Below are 14,325 nucleotides of genomic sequence, written 5' to 3'. Positions count from 1 at the left end.
TGCGTGGGGTGCTCGGGGGGTGCTCAGAACGTGGTGCCCGCGGCGCGGACGGTGGCCAGGCTGGTGCGGACGTCATCGAGCGGATCGCCGACGCCCGGGACACGATCCTGTTCGAGCACGGCGTAGCCGTCGTAGCCGATTCGGTCGAGCGCCGCGAGCACGGCCGCGATGTCGACGCCGCCCTTCCCCATCGGGCAGAAGATCGGCAGCGCGACGGCCTCCCAGAAGCCCATCCGGCGGTCGACGACCGTCTGGCGGGCGTCGAGCGAGACGTCCTTGAGGTGTATGTGGGCGATACGGTCGCGGTACCGCTCGATGGCGTCGACCGGGTCGATGCCGGCGTAGAACAGGTGCCCGGTGTCGAGGCAGAGGTCGAGCTCGGTCGCCTCCACGACCCAGTCGATCTCGTCGTCGAACTCGATGAAACCACCCGCGTGCGGATGCACCGCCGGGCGCAGGCCGTGGCGCACGGCCACCCCCGCCATCTGGCGCAGCGTCTCGGCGAGCCGGTCGCGGCCGTCCGCGTCGAGCCGCGCGGCATCGGCTGAACGGCCCGCGGTCGGAGCGCGCTCGTCGCCGGGCTGGTCGATGATGACGAGCACCGAGCCACCGGCATCCGCGATCATCCGACAGGTGCGCTCGGTCTTCTGCAGAACGCGGGCTCGCTCCGCCGGAGTGTGGAGATCGTCGAACACGAACGAGCCGACAGCACGCAGACCACGGGTCTCGAGCTCGCGTCGCACGGTCGCCGCGTCTTCCGGGAGGTACCCGACCGGACCGAGTTCGAGGGCACCGGCGCCCGAGTCGGCGATCTCGTCGAGAACGCGCTGCCACGGCGGGTTGGCCGGCGTGTCGGCGAAGTCGATGCCCCACGACGTGGGGGCCGAGGCGAGACGCACGGGCATCAGTAATACCTCTGCTGCTCGGAGCGGCGCTCGGCGAACCGGGCGACCCGGTCGGCGGTGCCGGCATCCGTCGCCTCGAGCGGAACGCCGAGATCCCAGAACACGCCGCTGTCGGGAAGGGGACGGTCATCGGCGACCGGCACGACGATTACGGTCGTCTCGGCGCGCTCGCGGGCTCGGGCCAGCTCTTCCGCCAGCTCGACGCGCGTGTGGGCTCGAACCCCCACGGCACCCATCGAGGCGGCGTTCGCGGCGAAATCGACAGGCACGACGTCCCCATCGGGAAGCAGACCGCTCGCCCCGCGGTAGCGACGCTCGTTGCCCGTGGTGTACCCGGTGTTGCCGAGCTGTAGCCGCGAGATCGACTGGTAGCCGCTGTTGTCGAGGACGAGGATGGTCAGCTTCTGACGCTCCTGCACGGCGGTGACGATCTCGGTGGGGCTCATCAGATAGGTCCCGTCGCCGATCACCACGATGACCTCGCCGTCAGGCCCCTCGTGCAGTCGGATGCCGAGACCGGCCGGGATCTCGTGACCCATGCACGAGAACCCGAACTCGATGTGCGTGAACGATCCGGCCGGGGTCTTCCACTGCTTGAGCATGTCTCCCGGCTGCCAGCCCGCGGCCGCGACGACCCAGTCGCCGGCGCCGACGGTCGCGTTGAGCTCCGCCCACACCTCGCCCTGCGTGACCGGATCGCCCGGGGCGGACACGATGTGGTCCGCGAGCTCTCGCTCCCAGGCGTCGACCCTCTCGCGCAGCGGCTCGGGCGCAGCGGCACCGCGCACGGATGCGACCAGGTCGTCGAGCGCCGTCAGAGCGTCGCGAGCATCCGCCACCACCGGAGTCGCGCCGACCTTGTGTGCGTCGGCCGCATTGACGTTCAGGCCGATGAACTGCACCTCGGGATGCTGGAAGATCGAGTGTGATCCGGTGGTGAAGTCGGTCAGGCGCGTGCCGACCGCGAGCACCACGTCGGCATCGCGGGCGAGCTCTGCCGCCACGCGGGTACCGTTCACTCCGATGCCGCCGACAGCGAAGGCGAAGTCTCCCGGGAGAGCGCCCTTGCCTGCCGATGTCTCGACGACCGGGATCCCGAGCCGTCCGGCGAATCGCTGCAGGATCTCCTCCGCCTCGGAGTACCGCACACCGCCGCCCGCGACGATCAGCGGGCGCTCCGCACGCCGGAGCAGCTCGGCCGCCCGGTGCAGCTGCGCCGTCTCGGCGGGCGGGCGGGCGACGTGCCACGTGCGGTCGCGGAAGAACTCGACCGGGTAGTCGTAGGCCTCTCCCTGCACGTCCTGATGAAGCGAGAGCGTCACGGCACCCGTCTCGGCGGGATCCAGCAGCACGCGCATCGCCCGCGGCAGAGCGGTGAGCAGCTGTTCGGGGCGGGCGATCCGGTCGAAGAAGCGGCTGATCGGTCGGAACGCGTCGTTGACCGTGAGATCGGCGTCCACCGGATGCTCGAGCTCCTGCAGCACGTTGCCCTGCCTACGATTCGCGAACGTGTCGGAGGGGAGCAGCAGAACCGGCAGCCGGTTCGTCGTCGCCGTGCCGGCCCCGGTGATCATGTTCAGCGCGCCCGGACCGATCGATGCCGAGCACGCGTAGGTCGCCAGACGGCGACTGGCCTTGGCGTAGCCCATCGCCGCATGCACCATCGCCTGCTCGTTCTTCGGCTGGAACAGGGGCAGCTGCCCGCCGTCCTGCTGGATCGCCTGATCGATGCCGAGCACGTTCCCGTGGCCGAAGATGCCCCAGATGCCGGGGATCGCACGGCGGGTCTCGCCGTCGCGCTCGGAGTACTGGGCCTGCAGCCAGCGGACGACGGCCTGCGAAGTGGTGAGACGGACCGTGTCTCTGCGGTTCATGAGTTCTCCTTTGCGTGCTGGCGGAGGGTGGCGGCAGCGGAATCCGCACCGGAGGCCGCCATTCGCGCATCGGTGCTGTGACAGAGGATCGACGCCGCACGCACGAGGTCGTGCGGCGCGGTCGTCAGCGGCCCGGCCACGCCGAACTCCGTGCCGTGAGCGATGGCCGCGCTTCGGACGCGGTCGACGGCGGCGAGGAGCTCGGGCGCGTCGAACCGCTGCGGTACGCCGAGCGCGAGCGAGAGGTCGGCGGTCCCGACCACGACCGTGTCGACACCGGGGACGGCTGCGATCCGCTCGACCGCCTCGACCCCGGCCGGGCTCTCGATCTGCGTCCACAACAGGGGGGTGGCAGGGGCTCGCCCTCGTGTGCGTCCGCGAAGACCGGAACGCCGCGGGCCCCACCCGCGGACGCCATGGGGCGGATGCGTGATCCGGGTGACGACCTCCCGGACGGTGTCGGCGTCGGGCACGTCGGCGAGGACGATGCCGTCGGCACCGGCATCCAGCACATGCGTCATCGACGAGAACGCGTCGCAGCGCAGCCGCACCAAGGCTGCGGTGCCGGCCGCCTGGGCGCCCAGGATCATGTCCTGGGCATCGGCGCTGCTCAGTGCGGCGTGCTCGAGGTCGATCCACACGAAATCGAACGGTTCGGCGAAGAGCTCGGCCGAGACCGCTCCGCGCAGAGTCAGGACGGTGCCGATACGGGTCTGGGGCAGATCAGGCATTCGAGGTCTTTCTGCGACTCTCCCACGCGGGGACTGCTTGCGGGTTGACGACGTTGCGCGGCACGCGGCCCGACACCGTGTCGAGCACCGACATCGCGGCGCGCTCGACCATCTCGGCGACGGAGGCTTCGCTGACACCGGCGACGTGCGGTGTGAGGACGGCGTTGTCGAGGGCGAGCAGGTCGGACGATCCGGGCGGCTCCCGGTCGAAGACGTCGATGCCGGCGTACCGGATGCGGTGCTCACGCAGAGCGACCGCCAGCGCGCTCTCGCTCACGATGCCGCCGCGGCCGGTGTTGATCATCATCGCCGTCCGCTTCATGAGCCCGATCTCCCGCGTGCCGATGAGTCCGCGCGTGGAGGGAAGCAGCGGGGCGTGCAGCGACACGATGTCGGATCGCACGAGGAGGTCCTCCAACGACACCGCCTCGACGTGACCGTCGCCGTGGAACGCGGGATCGCTCACCAGGATGCGGGTGTCGAATCCGCGCAGCCGCTGCGCGACGAGCCGACCGATCGCCCCGTAGCCGACGAGCCCGACCGTGGCCCCGGTGAGGAGCCAGGACATCTGGTCGCCCGTACGCAGCCACTTGCCGGCCTTGACGTTACGGTCGTGCTCGGTGATGCGGCGCGTCGCGGCCAGCATGAGGGCGAGGGTGTGATCGGCGACCGTGGTCTCGTTGGCCCCGCTCGTGGTCGTCACCATCACCCCGACCCGATTCGCCTCGTCGACGTCGATGGAGTCGAAGCCGACGCCCACCCGAGCGATGACCTGCAGCTGCGGACTCGCGGCCAGCACCTCCGCGGTGAAGGGATCGGTCGAGACGATCGCGGCCACGGCTCCCCACAGGAGGTCGGTGAGCTCGTCGGGAGAGCGCTCACGCAGTCGCGGCGCGTAACGGACCTCGAGGCCGGCCCGCTCCAGGTCCGTCCGGCCGCCCGGGAGAGCGACGTCGAAGTCCGGCCAGGTGATCAGCACCACGGGCCGGGATTCCGGCGTCGGTGCCGGGGGTCGTTTCGTCATCTGGCCGCTCCACGCTGAGTTCAGGTCCACACGTAGAGATTATATCACTCGGTCACCTGACATCAAGAGGATGGCTTATCCGGCTCGGCGAGCGGTGAGCCCACCGTCGACGAGAAGTGACGCACCGGTCACGTAGCTCGAGGCCGGAGAAGCGAAGAAGTGGATCACCTCGGCGATCTCAGACGGCTCCGCGATACGCCCGAGGGCTACTCCGCGCACCATGGCCTGCTCCGCAGCCGCCCGGTCGTCGAACCGATCGATGCTCTCCTGCACCAGCCGAGTGCGCACGAACCCCGGAGCCACGCAGTTCACCCGGATGTCCCATTCCCCGAAATCCAGGGCCATGCTGCGCGTGAGCCCCACGAGTCCCGACTTGGCCGCCGCGTAGGGGAAGAAGTTCGGAGTGGTGGCGAATCCGTGGAGGGAGGAGACGTTGATGATCGAACCGCGCCGCCTCTCCTTCATGCCGTCGATGAGGTGTTTCACCGTGAGCCACGCCGAGCGGAGGTCGACCGCGAAGAACTCGTCCCATTGCGCGATCGTCATCGTCGCGGCGTCGAAGATGGCGTTCACCCCCGCATTGTTGACGAGGATGTCGACGTCGCCGAAACGCTGCCTCGCCGCCCCGAGGAAAGACTCGACACTGGACTCGTCCGCCACGTCGCACGGGAAGAACGCCGCGTCATGTCCGAGATCACGCAGGCGGCGCTCGGCATCGCGGCCGACATCTTCCGCCCGCCCGCAGAACGCGACGGATGCTCCGGACTCGCAGAGCCGGGCGGCGGTGGCGAACCCGATGCCGCGGCTGCCGCCGGTGACGACGGCGACGCTGCCGGCCAGGATGGTGTCGGTCACGGTGGTACTCCGATCTTGATTACCCTCAGTGATTAGATCACTATAGGACACTATGAGCGCCGTTCCCGTGGACATCCTTCTCACCCCGCAGTCGCCCAGCACCCTGGGTGAGGGGACCGCATGGTGGCGCTCGGTCGAGCGGCTCGTCACCGTGGACATCGCCGAGGGGCGCGTGAAGTTCTTCGATCCGCTGGCAGGCCACGAAGACGCGATCGACCTCGGTGGCGAGGTGAGCGCGGTGGTTCCTCGTCGCCGGGGCGGCATGATCGCGGCGGTCGGTGGGCAGCTGCGCGCGTACGACCGGGACGGGCAGATCGAGCGCACGTGGGACGTCGAGCTCGACACCGAGGCGAACCGGCTCAACGACTGCCGCAGCGACACCGCCGGCCGCTTGTGGGCCGGGACCATGTCGAGGCTGCGCACGCCCGATCAGGCGGCGCTGTACCGCCTCGACGGCGATGGGAAGGTGTCGGTCGCCATCGCCCCGACGACTCTCTCCAACGGCCTCGCCTGGTCACCTGACGACACGCGGCTCTACTTCGTCGACAGCACGACCTATCGCGTCGACGTGCTCGACTACGACATCCGCACCGGTTCGATCTCGAACAGGCGTCCGTTCGCCGTGATCGACGAGCGCGACGGGCTGCCCGACGGTCTCACCGTCGACGCGGACGGCGGCGTCTGGCTCGCGCTCTTCGGCGGTGGTGCCGTTCGTCGTTACTCCCCCTCGGGAGAGCTCACCCATCACATCGCGCTGCCCGTGACCAATCCGACGTGCCCCGCCTTCGGCGGACCCGACCTCGACACGCTGTTCGTCACGTCGGCCCGCATCAAGCTCACAGAGGAGCAGCTGAGCCGGGAGCCGGCGGGCGCCCTGCTCGCCCTCGCGGTGCCCGGTCATCGCGGGCTCCCCGCGAACGAGTGCGCGCTCTGAGCCCGGGCGCGGGCCAGGCTCACCGGCTCACCAGCTGTAGGCGCCGGGAATCAGCTGGTCCCAGTCGATGATCGACCCCGTCACGACGCCCGATCGGGGCGAGGCGAGGAACACGACGAAGTCGCCGATCTCGTCGGGGTCGCCGAGCCTGCCGAGAGGAAGGGTCTTGCCCGCCTGGTTTCGCCAATCATCGCCTGCGCCGTGGAACCGGCGCTGCGTCCGGTCCTCTCCCTCGGTGTCCGTCCAGCCGATGTCGACCCCGTTCACACGGATGCGGTCGCGCGCGAGCGCGTTCGCGACGTTCTTCGTCAGCCCCGCGAGCCCCGCCTTCGCTGCGACGTACGGCGCGAGGTGCGGCGGGCCGGCGAGCTCGGCCGACGAGATGATGTTGACGATCGTTCCCCCGCCCGCATCGCGCAGCGGCTCCACGGCCGCCTGCATGAGGAAGAACGGCGCCTTGAGATTGACGGCGACATGGCGGTCGAAGAGCTCCTCCGAGGTGTCGAGGATCGAGCCGCGGTCGGTCAGTCCGGCCGCATTCACAAGCACGTCGAGGCCTCCCATGAGTGCGACCGCTTCTTCGAACGTCGTCCGCGTCGTCGCCAGATCGGCCAGGTCGGTCCGCATGTAGCGTCCGTCGGCACCGAGACTCGAGAGCTCCGCGGCGATCGCCTCACCGACCTCCGCGCCGCGGCCGCTGACGGTGACGGCGCTCGCACCCGCCCGCGCGGCCGCCCGGGCGATGGCGGCGCCGACACCCGCGGTGCCGCCGCTGACGAACACACGGCATCCGGCGAGGAGCGGAGTGACCGAAGTGTGCATGGGGTGTCCTTTCACCAGAGCACTTCCCCACCGGTGGCGGCGAAGATCGCCGGCCGCGGCTGGAGCGGGTCGGCGAGGTAGCAGGCGGAAGCCGCCGTCTGCGCGGGAGACGCGAACGTCCGCGTCGGGATCGAGTGAAGACGCCGCGCGACGACGTCGTCGTAGGGGACGCCCTCGATCGCGGCCATGTTCGCCAGCGCGTCGAAAAGGATCGGCGTCTCGGTGCAGCCAGGGCAGAGAAGGCGCAGCTTCAGCCCGATGCCGGCCAATCGCGGGGCCTCCGCGCGTGCCCAGCCGACGAGCGCGAACTTGCTGGCGCAGTAGGCGATGTTGTCCTTCTCGGCGATGAGTCCCGCCTGCGAGCACACCGCCACGAACGACCCGGCGTTCGCGGCGAGACGATCCTCGACGGCGCCGAGCAGGTCGACCACGGCGGCCGCATTGATCGACATGATGCGCGCCACCCGGTCGGGGGTCGTCGATGCGAGATCGCCCGAACCTTCGATGCCGTGGGCGGCGATCACGCGGTCGAGATCCGCCAGTTCCGGCATCCGCGCCAGTTGGGCCAGTAGTGCCTCATCGCGCAGATCGCCGGGGACGACGACGACGGACTCGCCGCTGAGGCGTTCGAGGCGCTCCGCAGACACATCCTGCGCCACCACCCGATGGCCCGCGGCCACCAGCTGCTCGACGATCGCGGCACCGATCGCACCGGCCGCGCCGGTCACCAGAGCGGTCATCGCGCTCCTCCGGCAACGAGGTCGATCGTCGCGCCGGCCACGAACGCTGCCGGGTCGCCGGCGAGGAACGCGATGGTGGTGTCGGCGTCGGCACGGGATGCCGCCCGAATCAGGGTGATCCGGGCATCGGTTCCGACCGATTCGAGGGTCAGCGATCCGCACACTCCGCGTAGCGACTCGTAGAGGGCTTCGGCGAAAGGAGGCGGCACCGATCCGTCGTCGAGATGGAGCAGGCAGACCCTGCCGGCCCCGCTCTGCATCCTCTCCTGGCGTAGCGCCTCAATGGTCTCGACGATCGGTTCGCTCACCAGCGCGTCGAACGTCGCTCCGGCCCCGGGCTGACGATCGGGATGGCGATCGGGGTGTATCGAGAGCACGGCGATTCGGTCGAGGTGATCGATCGAGACGTGCGTCCCGTCGGGCGATGGGCTCATGGACCGGTTTCCTTCTCTTGGGATCGGAGCGGCGGCTGCGGCTCGGTCTCCCGAACCGCAGCCGCCGTTTCGATCAGCGGTACTCGTCGACGTTGTCCTTCGTGATGACTGCGACGCCGGTGTCGATGCTCTTCTCGATCGATCCTCCGGTCAGCACCGTGTACGCCGATTCCACGCCCATCGAGCCCATCTTGTCTGGGAACTGCGAGATGAACGCGTAGGCCGATCCGTCATCGAGGGCAGCATCCGCCCCCTTGTCGAAGTCGAAGCCGACCACCGTGATCTCGCCGCTGAGGTTCGCCGACTTGATGGCCTGGATGGCTCCGAGGGCCGGCTGGCCGCAGGCGATGAAGATGCCCGCGAGATCGGGGTTCGCCGTGATGAGGTTCTCGGCGTTCTTCACGCCCGACGCCTGGTCGCACGACTGCGTGGCCAGGGGCTCGAGCAGAGTGAAGTTCGAGCCCTCGGCCGCCTCCTGGAAGCCGGCGAGTCGGTTGTCGGTCGACGTCACTCCCGGAGCTCCGCCGATCAGGCCGATCTTGCCGCCGTCGGGAAGGGCCTCGGCCATCGACGCGAAGGCCTCAGCACCGCCGGCCTTGTTGTCGGTGCCGATGAAAGTGGCGTCGAAGCCCTCGATGGGCGTGTCGACGAGGAGCACCTCGATGCCCTGCTCCATCGCCTTGGTGAGGACGGGCTTCAGCTGGTCGGGGGCCGAGGGCGCGATGACGATGGCCCCGGCGCCGGCGGTGATCGCGTTCTCGACCTTGGCGATCTGGCTGGCCACGTCGGTCTCGCTGTTGCCGGCGCTGATCGTGACGGTGGCCTTGTCGCCGAGGGCGGCCTTGCCGTCTTCGGAGCCCTGCTTCGCGGCCAGCCAGAAGGGCGACGAGCCGTCCTTCCAGATCACGGCGATGTTCGGCTTCTCCTCGCTGGAGGGAGCCGCGCCCGAGCCTCCGTCGCTCGAGCAGGCCGACAGGCTGAGAGCACTGACAGCGACGAGCGCGGCGGTGAGTGCCGCGGCTTTGCGGGTGAGTTTCACTGTGTATCTCCTTTGATGTAGTGCAGTGGTGACGGGTGGTTCAGTAGGCGGCGGTGCCGGTCTGGTCGAGGCTTCCGACGATGAGGGAGACGATCTGCGGGTGGTTCGCCGGCGTCGGGCTGACCTCGCCCACGATGCGTCCGCGACGCATCACGACGGCACGGTCGGCGACCTCCGAGACCTGGTCGAGGTTGTGGGAGATCAGGATCACCGCGACGTTCTCGTCGGCCAGCCGCTTGACGAGGCGCAGCACGTTGGCCGTCTCCCGCAATCCGAGGGCGGCGGTCGGCTCGTCGAGGATGACGACGCGGCTGGCGAAGGCGAAGGCACGTGCGCAAGCGACCGCCTGCCGCTGCCCGCCCGACATCAGCCCGATCATCGCGGTCGGGTCGATGCGCGAGACCTGCAGCCGCTCGATGACCTTGAGCGTCTCGTCGTTCATCGACCGCGACCGCATGATGCCGAGCGGACCCAGCCAGCGCGGCGAGGTCATCTCGCGGCCGGCATAGAAGTTGGCCGACGGGCGCAGGTTGTCGAACAGCGCCAGGTCCTGGAAAACGGTCTCGATGCCGTGGCCGCGCGCCGACTGCGGGTCCCTGATGTCGACGATCTCCCCGTCGATCGCGACCGTGCCCCCATCGGGGCGGTGCACGCCGCTGATGCACTTGATCAACGTGGACTTGCCGGCGCCGTTGTCGCCGAGAACGGCCACGACCTCGCCCGAGTGGACGGTGAGCGAGACCCCGCCGAGAGCGGCGACGCCGCCGAACCTCTTGGTGAGGTCGGTCACCTGGAGGGCGGGGATGCCGCTGAAGGTGCGGCCCTGGGCGGATTCGACGGGGCTGGTCATGCGAGCTTCTCCGATCGGGCGAGGCGCAGCTTGCCTTCGAGGCGAGTGCGGAAGACATCCAGAAGGACGGCGAGGAGCAGGACGACGCCGATGATGATCAGCTGCAGGAAGGAGTTCACGCCGATCAGGTCGAGCCCGTTGCGGATCACACCGATCGTGAGCGCTCCGACGATGACGTTGCCCACGGATCCGCGACCGCCGAAGAACGATGCCCCGCCGATGATCACTGCGGCGATGGCGTCGAGCTCGAGCCCGGTGCCCGCGTTCGGGTCGCCGGTTCCCGTTCGGCCGGAGGAGACGATCGCGGCGAGCGCGGCGCACAGTCCCGAGACCACGTAGACGCTGATGAGCACCTTGTTCACGGGGACGCCGACCTGGCGGGCACCCTCCGGGTTGCCTCCGACCAGATAGATCCATCGCCCCCATTGGGTGCGTGTGGTGAGGAACCACATGATGCCGGCCACGACGGCCACGATCAGAGCCGGCACCGGAACGGGCCCGAGGTAGCCCTGACCGGCCCACAGCACGACCGGCGGCATGTCGGTGTAGAGCGAGCCGCCGGAAAGCGTCAGCGCGACGCCGCGCACGATCGACAGCATGGCGAGGGTGACGATGAACGGGTGCGGAATGCGACCCTTCACGAACAGGAAGCCGTTCAGGAATCCGACGACGACACCGGTGACGATGATCGCGAGGACCACACTGAGCCCGTTCGCGAACGACCAGGTCGCCGTCATGCCCCCCATGACGCTGGAGAGTCCGATGATGGAGCCGACCGAGAGGTCGATGCCGCGGGTGAGGATGACCAGGAGCTGACCGACCCCGAGCAGCGCGATCACCGACGATTGCAGCAGAACGTTCTGGATGTTGCGCTCGGTGAAGAAGAGCGGTGTCGCGATCGACATGGCGATGGCGAGCAGCAGCAGGATCAGCACAGGACCGAGTCCGAGGATGCTCAATCCCAGACGCGCCGCTCCCCGGGGCTGCTGGAGGGGGATGGTGTTGGTCTCCGTGGATGCGTGCCCACCATCGGACTTCGTCGTCGAATTCGTCACATGCCAAAGATATAATCACTTAGTCACTGGACGCAAGGGTCATTTGTGTCGCCCGCAGCCCCCGCTCAAAGGAGGAACACGCCGGGAAAGACGCGGACGCACCGGCGTGTTCCTCCCCCCAGCGGGGCGGATGCCGGGGCGGATGCGGCGAGCGCTCGGGCGAGCTCGCACCCGCCAGCGGGTGCGAGGATGGTCACAGAGGAGAGGGGAACGACGTGAAGACCATCGGCATGCTCGGCGGGATGAGCTGGGAGTCCACCGCGGAGTACTACCGTGCCGTCAACGAACGCGTCCGCGAGGTCGCCGGCGGTCTGCACTCCGCGCCGATCCTCCTCGATTCGGTCGACTTCGCCGACATCGAACCGCTGCAGCGTGCCGGCGACTGGGAGGGCGCCGGCGAGCTCCTCGCCGAGCATGCCCGCCGCGTCGAAGAGGCGGGAGCAGACCTGCTCATCCTCTGCACCAATACGATGCACCGGGTCATCGCGCAGATCGAGGCGGCGATCAGCATCCCGGTCGTGCACATCGCCGACGCGGTGGCCGCCGCCATCGCCGCGCAGGGCCTCACGCGGGTGGGCCTTCTCGGGACGGCCTTCACCATGGAGCAGCCGTTCTACCGGGAAAGGATCGCGCAACACGACATCGAGGTCGTCGTTCCGGATGCCGCGGACCGCGCACTCGTGCACCGCGCGATCTACGACGAACTGGTGCACGGGGTCATCGACGACGGATCCCGCGAGGCGATGCGCGGCGTCATCCGGCGTCTGATCGGCGAGGGCGCCGAAGGAGTGATCCTCGGGTGCACGGAGATCGAGCTCCTCGTCGGCCCTGACGACAGTCCTGTTCCCGTCTTCCCCTCCGCGCTCCTGCACGCGCACGCCGCCGTCGACGCCGCACTTCACTGACCCGCTCTCACCTCCCCCCCGTCTCCCACACTCCACACCCCACACCCCGCACCCCACCCTCGCACTGCCGTACCCCCTCAAGGGAGGAACACGCCGGGGAACGCGCGAATGCACCGGCGTGTTCCTCCCTTGAGCAGTGACACGAGCACGGATGGACGCGACCGCGAGACGCGACGGGCGTGACCGCGGGCGCGAGCGCGAGCGCGGGCCCGGCACGGCGCGTAGCCTCGAAGGATGCCGCGCCATCGTTCTCCTTCGCCCGCGGCATCCGCCGGTCCGCATCCGCAACCCGCCCTGCTATCGGGCGCGGCCGTGAACGCGCGACCCGCGGCGCTGGTGTTCCGCGTCCTGGCGGCCGTGCTCATCCTGACCGGCATCCTCCGCTACGCCGGGATCGCGTTCGGGGATCCCGATGCGTCGACGCTGCTGTTCTACACGATGCTCAGCAACCTGCTGTGCCTCGGATGGATGCTGCTGCTCATCGTCCGCACCGCACGCGACCTCCGGCACGACGGGCCGCGCGGCACCTCGACCGCCGGGGCGCGCTGGGGTGGCGCGGTGATGATGGCCATCACCGTCACGATGCTCATCTACCTGATCGTGCTCGTGCCCACGCGGGTCGACGCCGGCGACAGCGACATCTTCTCCCTCACCGACAACCTCATCCACATCGTCACGCCGTGCCTGCTGATCGTCGACTGGCTGCTGTTCGTGGCGAAGGGCTCGTTCCGCTGGTTCGACCCCCTGCTCTGGACCCTGATCCCCTACGCCTACCTGACCTTCGCCTTCGTGTACGGCGGCCTCGGCGGCGAGTTCACGCCCGGAGAGAAGTACCCGTACCCCTTCATGAACCTCGAGACGCTCGGACTCGACGGCGTCACCCTCTGGATCGTCGCTCTGACGGCCGCGCTGGTCGCCGTCGGCTTCGTCTACGTCGCGGTGGACCGCGCGCTCGGCACTATCGTCCACCGAACCGCGAGCCGCCATCAGGTCGCACCCTCATCGTCCCGATGAGGCCGCCGGCACGTGCCCTTTCTCCCGGACACGTTCGTGCGGCGAAGCACTCGACGTCTCGGAATCAGAGTTCGCTCGACGCCCGCCATGTGTTGATGTCCGCGTCGACCGCGTAGTGGTCGATCTCTCGAAGCTCATCCTCGCCGAAAGGCGCTGCATCGAGGGCCGCGAGATTCTCGTCGAGCTGCTCAGGGCGCGATGCACCGATGATGACCGAGCTGGCCGCCCCGGGCCGCAGAGCCCATGCGAGCGCCATCTGAGCCAGGCTCTGTCCCCGTCGCATCGCTATCTCGCGAAGACTCCGCACACGGGCGAGGTTCTCTTCTGTCAGGAACTCGTCCGGCAGGCTCTCTTCACGCGATGTCGTCCGACCGGACGAACTCAGGTACTTGTCGGTCAGCATGCCCTGCGCCAACGGAGTGAACGCGATCGACCCCATCCCCAGGCGTTGGAGTTCGGGAAGCAACGCGTCTTCCGCCCAGCGATTGAGCATCGAGTACGCGAACTGATGGATGACGAGCGGGACGCCGTGTCGTGCCGCGATCTCCTGCGCCTCTCGCGTGCGACGCGGAGAGTACGACGAGATGCCGGCGTACAGCGCCTTCCCCTGCCGCACGATGTCGGCGAGCGCGCCGATCGTCTCTTCGAGCGGGGTATCCGGATCGAACCGGTGGGAGTAGAAGATGTCCACGTGCTCCAGCCCCATGCGCGCGAGGGACTCGTCGAGGCTCTCCACGAGGTGCTTGCGCGAGCCTCCTGATCCGTACGGTCCCGGCGAGTTCGGCCACCCGGCCTTCGTCGAGATCACCAGCTCACTCCGGTAGCGCCGGAGGCTCGATCGCAGGAGGGTGCCGAGGCTCAGTTCTGCCGATCCCGGCGGTGGACCGTAATTGTTGGCCAGATCGAAATGAGTGATACCACGGTCGAACGCTCCGAGGATGAGCGCACGCTTGCGCTCGAAGTCGGTGTCCAGCCCGAAGTTATGCCAAAGCCCCAGGCAGATGGGCGGGAGGACGAGACCAGATCCGCCGACCCGTCGATACGCCGTCCGGTCGTATCGATCGGACCGGGCCGCATACGGTGTTCGTCCCAGACCGTCCTCGGCCGTGTCGGCCAGCACGGATGGTGATCCGGTCATGATGC

Annotated in this window: 15 protein-coding genes; 3 read left to right on the top strand and 12 right to left on the bottom strand. The window is 68.8% G+C overall.

The window, feature by feature from the left end:
* Positions 1–23: 23 nt before the first annotated feature.
* The 5 genes from AB3M90_RS11390 to AB3M90_RS11370 all read right to left on the bottom strand — a co-directional run bounded on the left by AB3M90_RS11390 (position 24) and on the right by AB3M90_RS11370 (position 5,389).
* Positions 24–905, bottom strand: coding sequence for a TIM barrel protein (locus AB3M90_RS11390; protein ID WP_412952057.1), 882 nt, complete (start codon positions 903–905; stop codon positions 24–26).
* Positions 905–2,779, bottom strand: coding sequence for a 3D-(3,5/4)-trihydroxycyclohexane-1,2-dione acylhydrolase (decyclizing) (gene iolD, locus AB3M90_RS11385; protein ID WP_412952056.1), 1,875 nt, complete (start codon positions 2,777–2,779; stop codon positions 905–907). Before iolD ends, AB3M90_RS11390 begins: the two co-directional genes overlap by 1 nt.
* Positions 2,776–3,510 (bottom strand): HpcH/HpaI aldolase family protein, encoded by a 735-nt coding sequence (locus AB3M90_RS11380; RefSeq protein WP_412952055.1) that lies wholly within the window; start codon positions 3,508–3,510, stop codon positions 2,776–2,778. The genes iolD and AB3M90_RS11380 overlap by 4 nt, the downstream gene beginning before the upstream one ends.
* Entirely contained in the window at positions 3,503–4,534 is a 1,032-nt protein-coding gene (locus AB3M90_RS11375; RefSeq protein WP_412952054.1) for a phosphoglycerate dehydrogenase, read from the bottom strand. The genes AB3M90_RS11380 and AB3M90_RS11375 overlap by 8 nt, the downstream gene beginning before the upstream one ends.
* A 75-nt stretch (positions 4,535–4,609) precedes the next feature.
* Entirely contained in the window at positions 4,610–5,389 is a 780-nt protein-coding gene (locus AB3M90_RS11370) for an SDR family NAD(P)-dependent oxidoreductase (protein ID WP_412952053.1), read from the bottom strand.
* A gap of 52 nt (positions 5,390–5,441) precedes the next feature.
* Here AB3M90_RS11370 and AB3M90_RS11365 point away from each other — a divergent pair, with 52 nt between their 5' ends.
* On the top strand, positions 5,442–6,323 hold the full coding sequence (locus AB3M90_RS11365) for an SMP-30/gluconolactonase/LRE family protein (RefSeq protein ID WP_412952052.1): 882 nt from the start codon (positions 5,442–5,444) through the stop codon (positions 6,321–6,323).
* A 27-nt stretch (positions 6,324–6,350) separates the two neighbouring features.
* Here the strand turns inward: AB3M90_RS11365 and AB3M90_RS11360 are convergent, their stop codons facing one another.
* From AB3M90_RS11360 to AB3M90_RS11335, 6 genes are all read right to left on the bottom strand, one after another.
* The gene (locus AB3M90_RS11360) at positions 6,351–7,145 is read right to left on the bottom strand and encodes an SDR family oxidoreductase (RefSeq protein WP_412952051.1); all 795 of its coding nucleotides are present in this window, start codon (positions 7,143–7,145) and stop codon (positions 6,351–6,353) included.
* 11 nt (positions 7,146–7,156) lie between these two features.
* Positions 7,157–7,885 (bottom strand): SDR family NAD(P)-dependent oxidoreductase, encoded by a 729-nt coding sequence (locus AB3M90_RS11355; protein WP_412952050.1) that lies wholly within the window; start codon positions 7,883–7,885, stop codon positions 7,157–7,159.
* The gene (locus AB3M90_RS11350; protein WP_412952049.1) at positions 7,882–8,319 is read right to left on the bottom strand and encodes a hypothetical protein; all 438 of its coding nucleotides are present in this window, start codon (positions 8,317–8,319) and stop codon (positions 7,882–7,884) included. Before AB3M90_RS11350 ends, AB3M90_RS11355 begins: the two co-directional genes overlap by 4 nt.
* Positions 8,320–8,392: 73 nt before the next feature.
* Positions 8,393–9,358 (bottom strand): sugar ABC transporter substrate-binding protein, encoded by a 966-nt coding sequence (locus AB3M90_RS11345; protein ID WP_412952048.1) that lies wholly within the window; start codon positions 9,356–9,358, stop codon positions 8,393–8,395.
* Positions 9,359–9,398: 40 nt separating this feature from the next.
* Positions 9,399–10,208, bottom strand: coding sequence for an ATP-binding cassette domain-containing protein (locus AB3M90_RS11340; protein ID WP_412952047.1), 810 nt, complete (start codon positions 10,206–10,208; stop codon positions 9,399–9,401).
* Positions 10,205–11,263, bottom strand: a complete 1,059-nt coding sequence (locus AB3M90_RS11335; protein WP_412952046.1) for an ABC transporter permease — start codon at positions 11,261–11,263, stop codon at positions 10,205–10,207. The genes AB3M90_RS11340 and AB3M90_RS11335 overlap by 4 nt, the downstream gene beginning before the upstream one ends.
* A gap of 215 nt (positions 11,264–11,478) precedes the next feature.
* On the opposite strand from AB3M90_RS11335, the gene AB3M90_RS11330 reads away from it, so the two are divergent.
* Both AB3M90_RS11330 and AB3M90_RS11325 read left to right on the top strand, forming a co-directional pair.
* The gene (locus tag AB3M90_RS11330; protein ID WP_412952045.1) at positions 11,479–12,168 is read left to right on the top strand and encodes an aspartate/glutamate racemase family protein; all 690 of its coding nucleotides are present in this window, start codon (positions 11,479–11,481) and stop codon (positions 12,166–12,168) included.
* Positions 12,169–12,402: 234 nt separating this feature from the next.
* Complete coding sequence (locus tag AB3M90_RS11325) at positions 12,403–13,182, top strand: Pr6Pr family membrane protein (RefSeq protein ID WP_412952044.1); 780 nt, start codon at positions 12,403–12,405, stop codon at positions 13,180–13,182.
* A gap of 64 nt (positions 13,183–13,246) precedes the next feature.
* Here AB3M90_RS11325 and AB3M90_RS11320 read toward each other — a convergent pair whose 3' ends face one another.
* Positions 13,247–14,320 (bottom strand): aldo/keto reductase, encoded by a 1,074-nt coding sequence (locus AB3M90_RS11320; protein ID WP_412952043.1) that lies wholly within the window; start codon positions 14,318–14,320, stop codon positions 13,247–13,249.
* Positions 14,321–14,325 lie beyond the last annotated feature (5 nt).

Source organism: Microbacterium martis, from assembly GCF_047246685.1.
Classification (GTDB): Bacteria; Actinomycetota; Actinomycetes; order Actinomycetales; family Microbacteriaceae; genus Microbacterium.
The sequence above is the reverse complement of the archived record's forward strand: the minus strand, read 5'-3'. Positions and strand labels throughout refer to the sequence as shown.

Bases quoted from the DNA above. Each gene is read 5' to 3' on its own strand.
- AB3M90_RS11390 (WP_412952057.1), bottom strand. From the start codon at position 905: ATGCCCGTGCGTCTCGCCTCGGCCCCCACGTCGTGGGGCATCGACTTC.
- iolD (WP_412952056.1), bottom strand. From the start codon at position 2,779: ATGAACCGCAGAGACACGGTCCGTCTCACCACTTCGCAGGCCGTCGTC.
- AB3M90_RS11380 (WP_412952055.1), bottom strand. From the start codon at position 3,510: ATGCCTGATCTGCCCCAGACCCGTATCGGCACCGTCCTGACTCTGCGC.
- AB3M90_RS11375 (WP_412952054.1), bottom strand. From the start codon at position 4,534: ATGACGAAACGACCCCCGGCACCGACGCCGGAATCCCGGCCCGTGGTG.
- AB3M90_RS11365 (WP_412952052.1), top strand. From the start codon at position 5,442: ATGAGCGCCGTTCCCGTGGACATCCTTCTCACCCCGCAGTCGCCCAGC.
- AB3M90_RS11360 (WP_412952051.1), bottom strand. From the start codon at position 7,145: ATGCACACTTCGGTCACTCCGCTCCTCGCCGGATGCCGTGTGTTCGTC.
- AB3M90_RS11355 (WP_412952050.1), bottom strand. From the start codon at position 7,885: ATGACCGCTCTGGTGACCGGCGCGGCCGGTGCGATCGGTGCCGCGATC.
- AB3M90_RS11350 (WP_412952049.1), bottom strand. From the start codon at position 8,319: ATGAGCCCATCGCCCGACGGGACGCACGTCTCGATCGATCACCTCGAC.
- AB3M90_RS11340 (WP_412952047.1), bottom strand. From the start codon at position 10,208: ATGACCAGCCCCGTCGAATCCGCCCAGGGCCGCACCTTCAGCGGCATC.
- AB3M90_RS11325 (WP_412952044.1), top strand. From the start codon at position 12,403: ATGCCGCGCCATCGTTCTCCTTCGCCCGCGGCATCCGCCGGTCCGCAT.
- AB3M90_RS11320 (WP_412952043.1), bottom strand. From the start codon at position 14,320: ATGACCGGATCACCATCCGTGCTGGCCGACACGGCCGAGGACGGTCTG.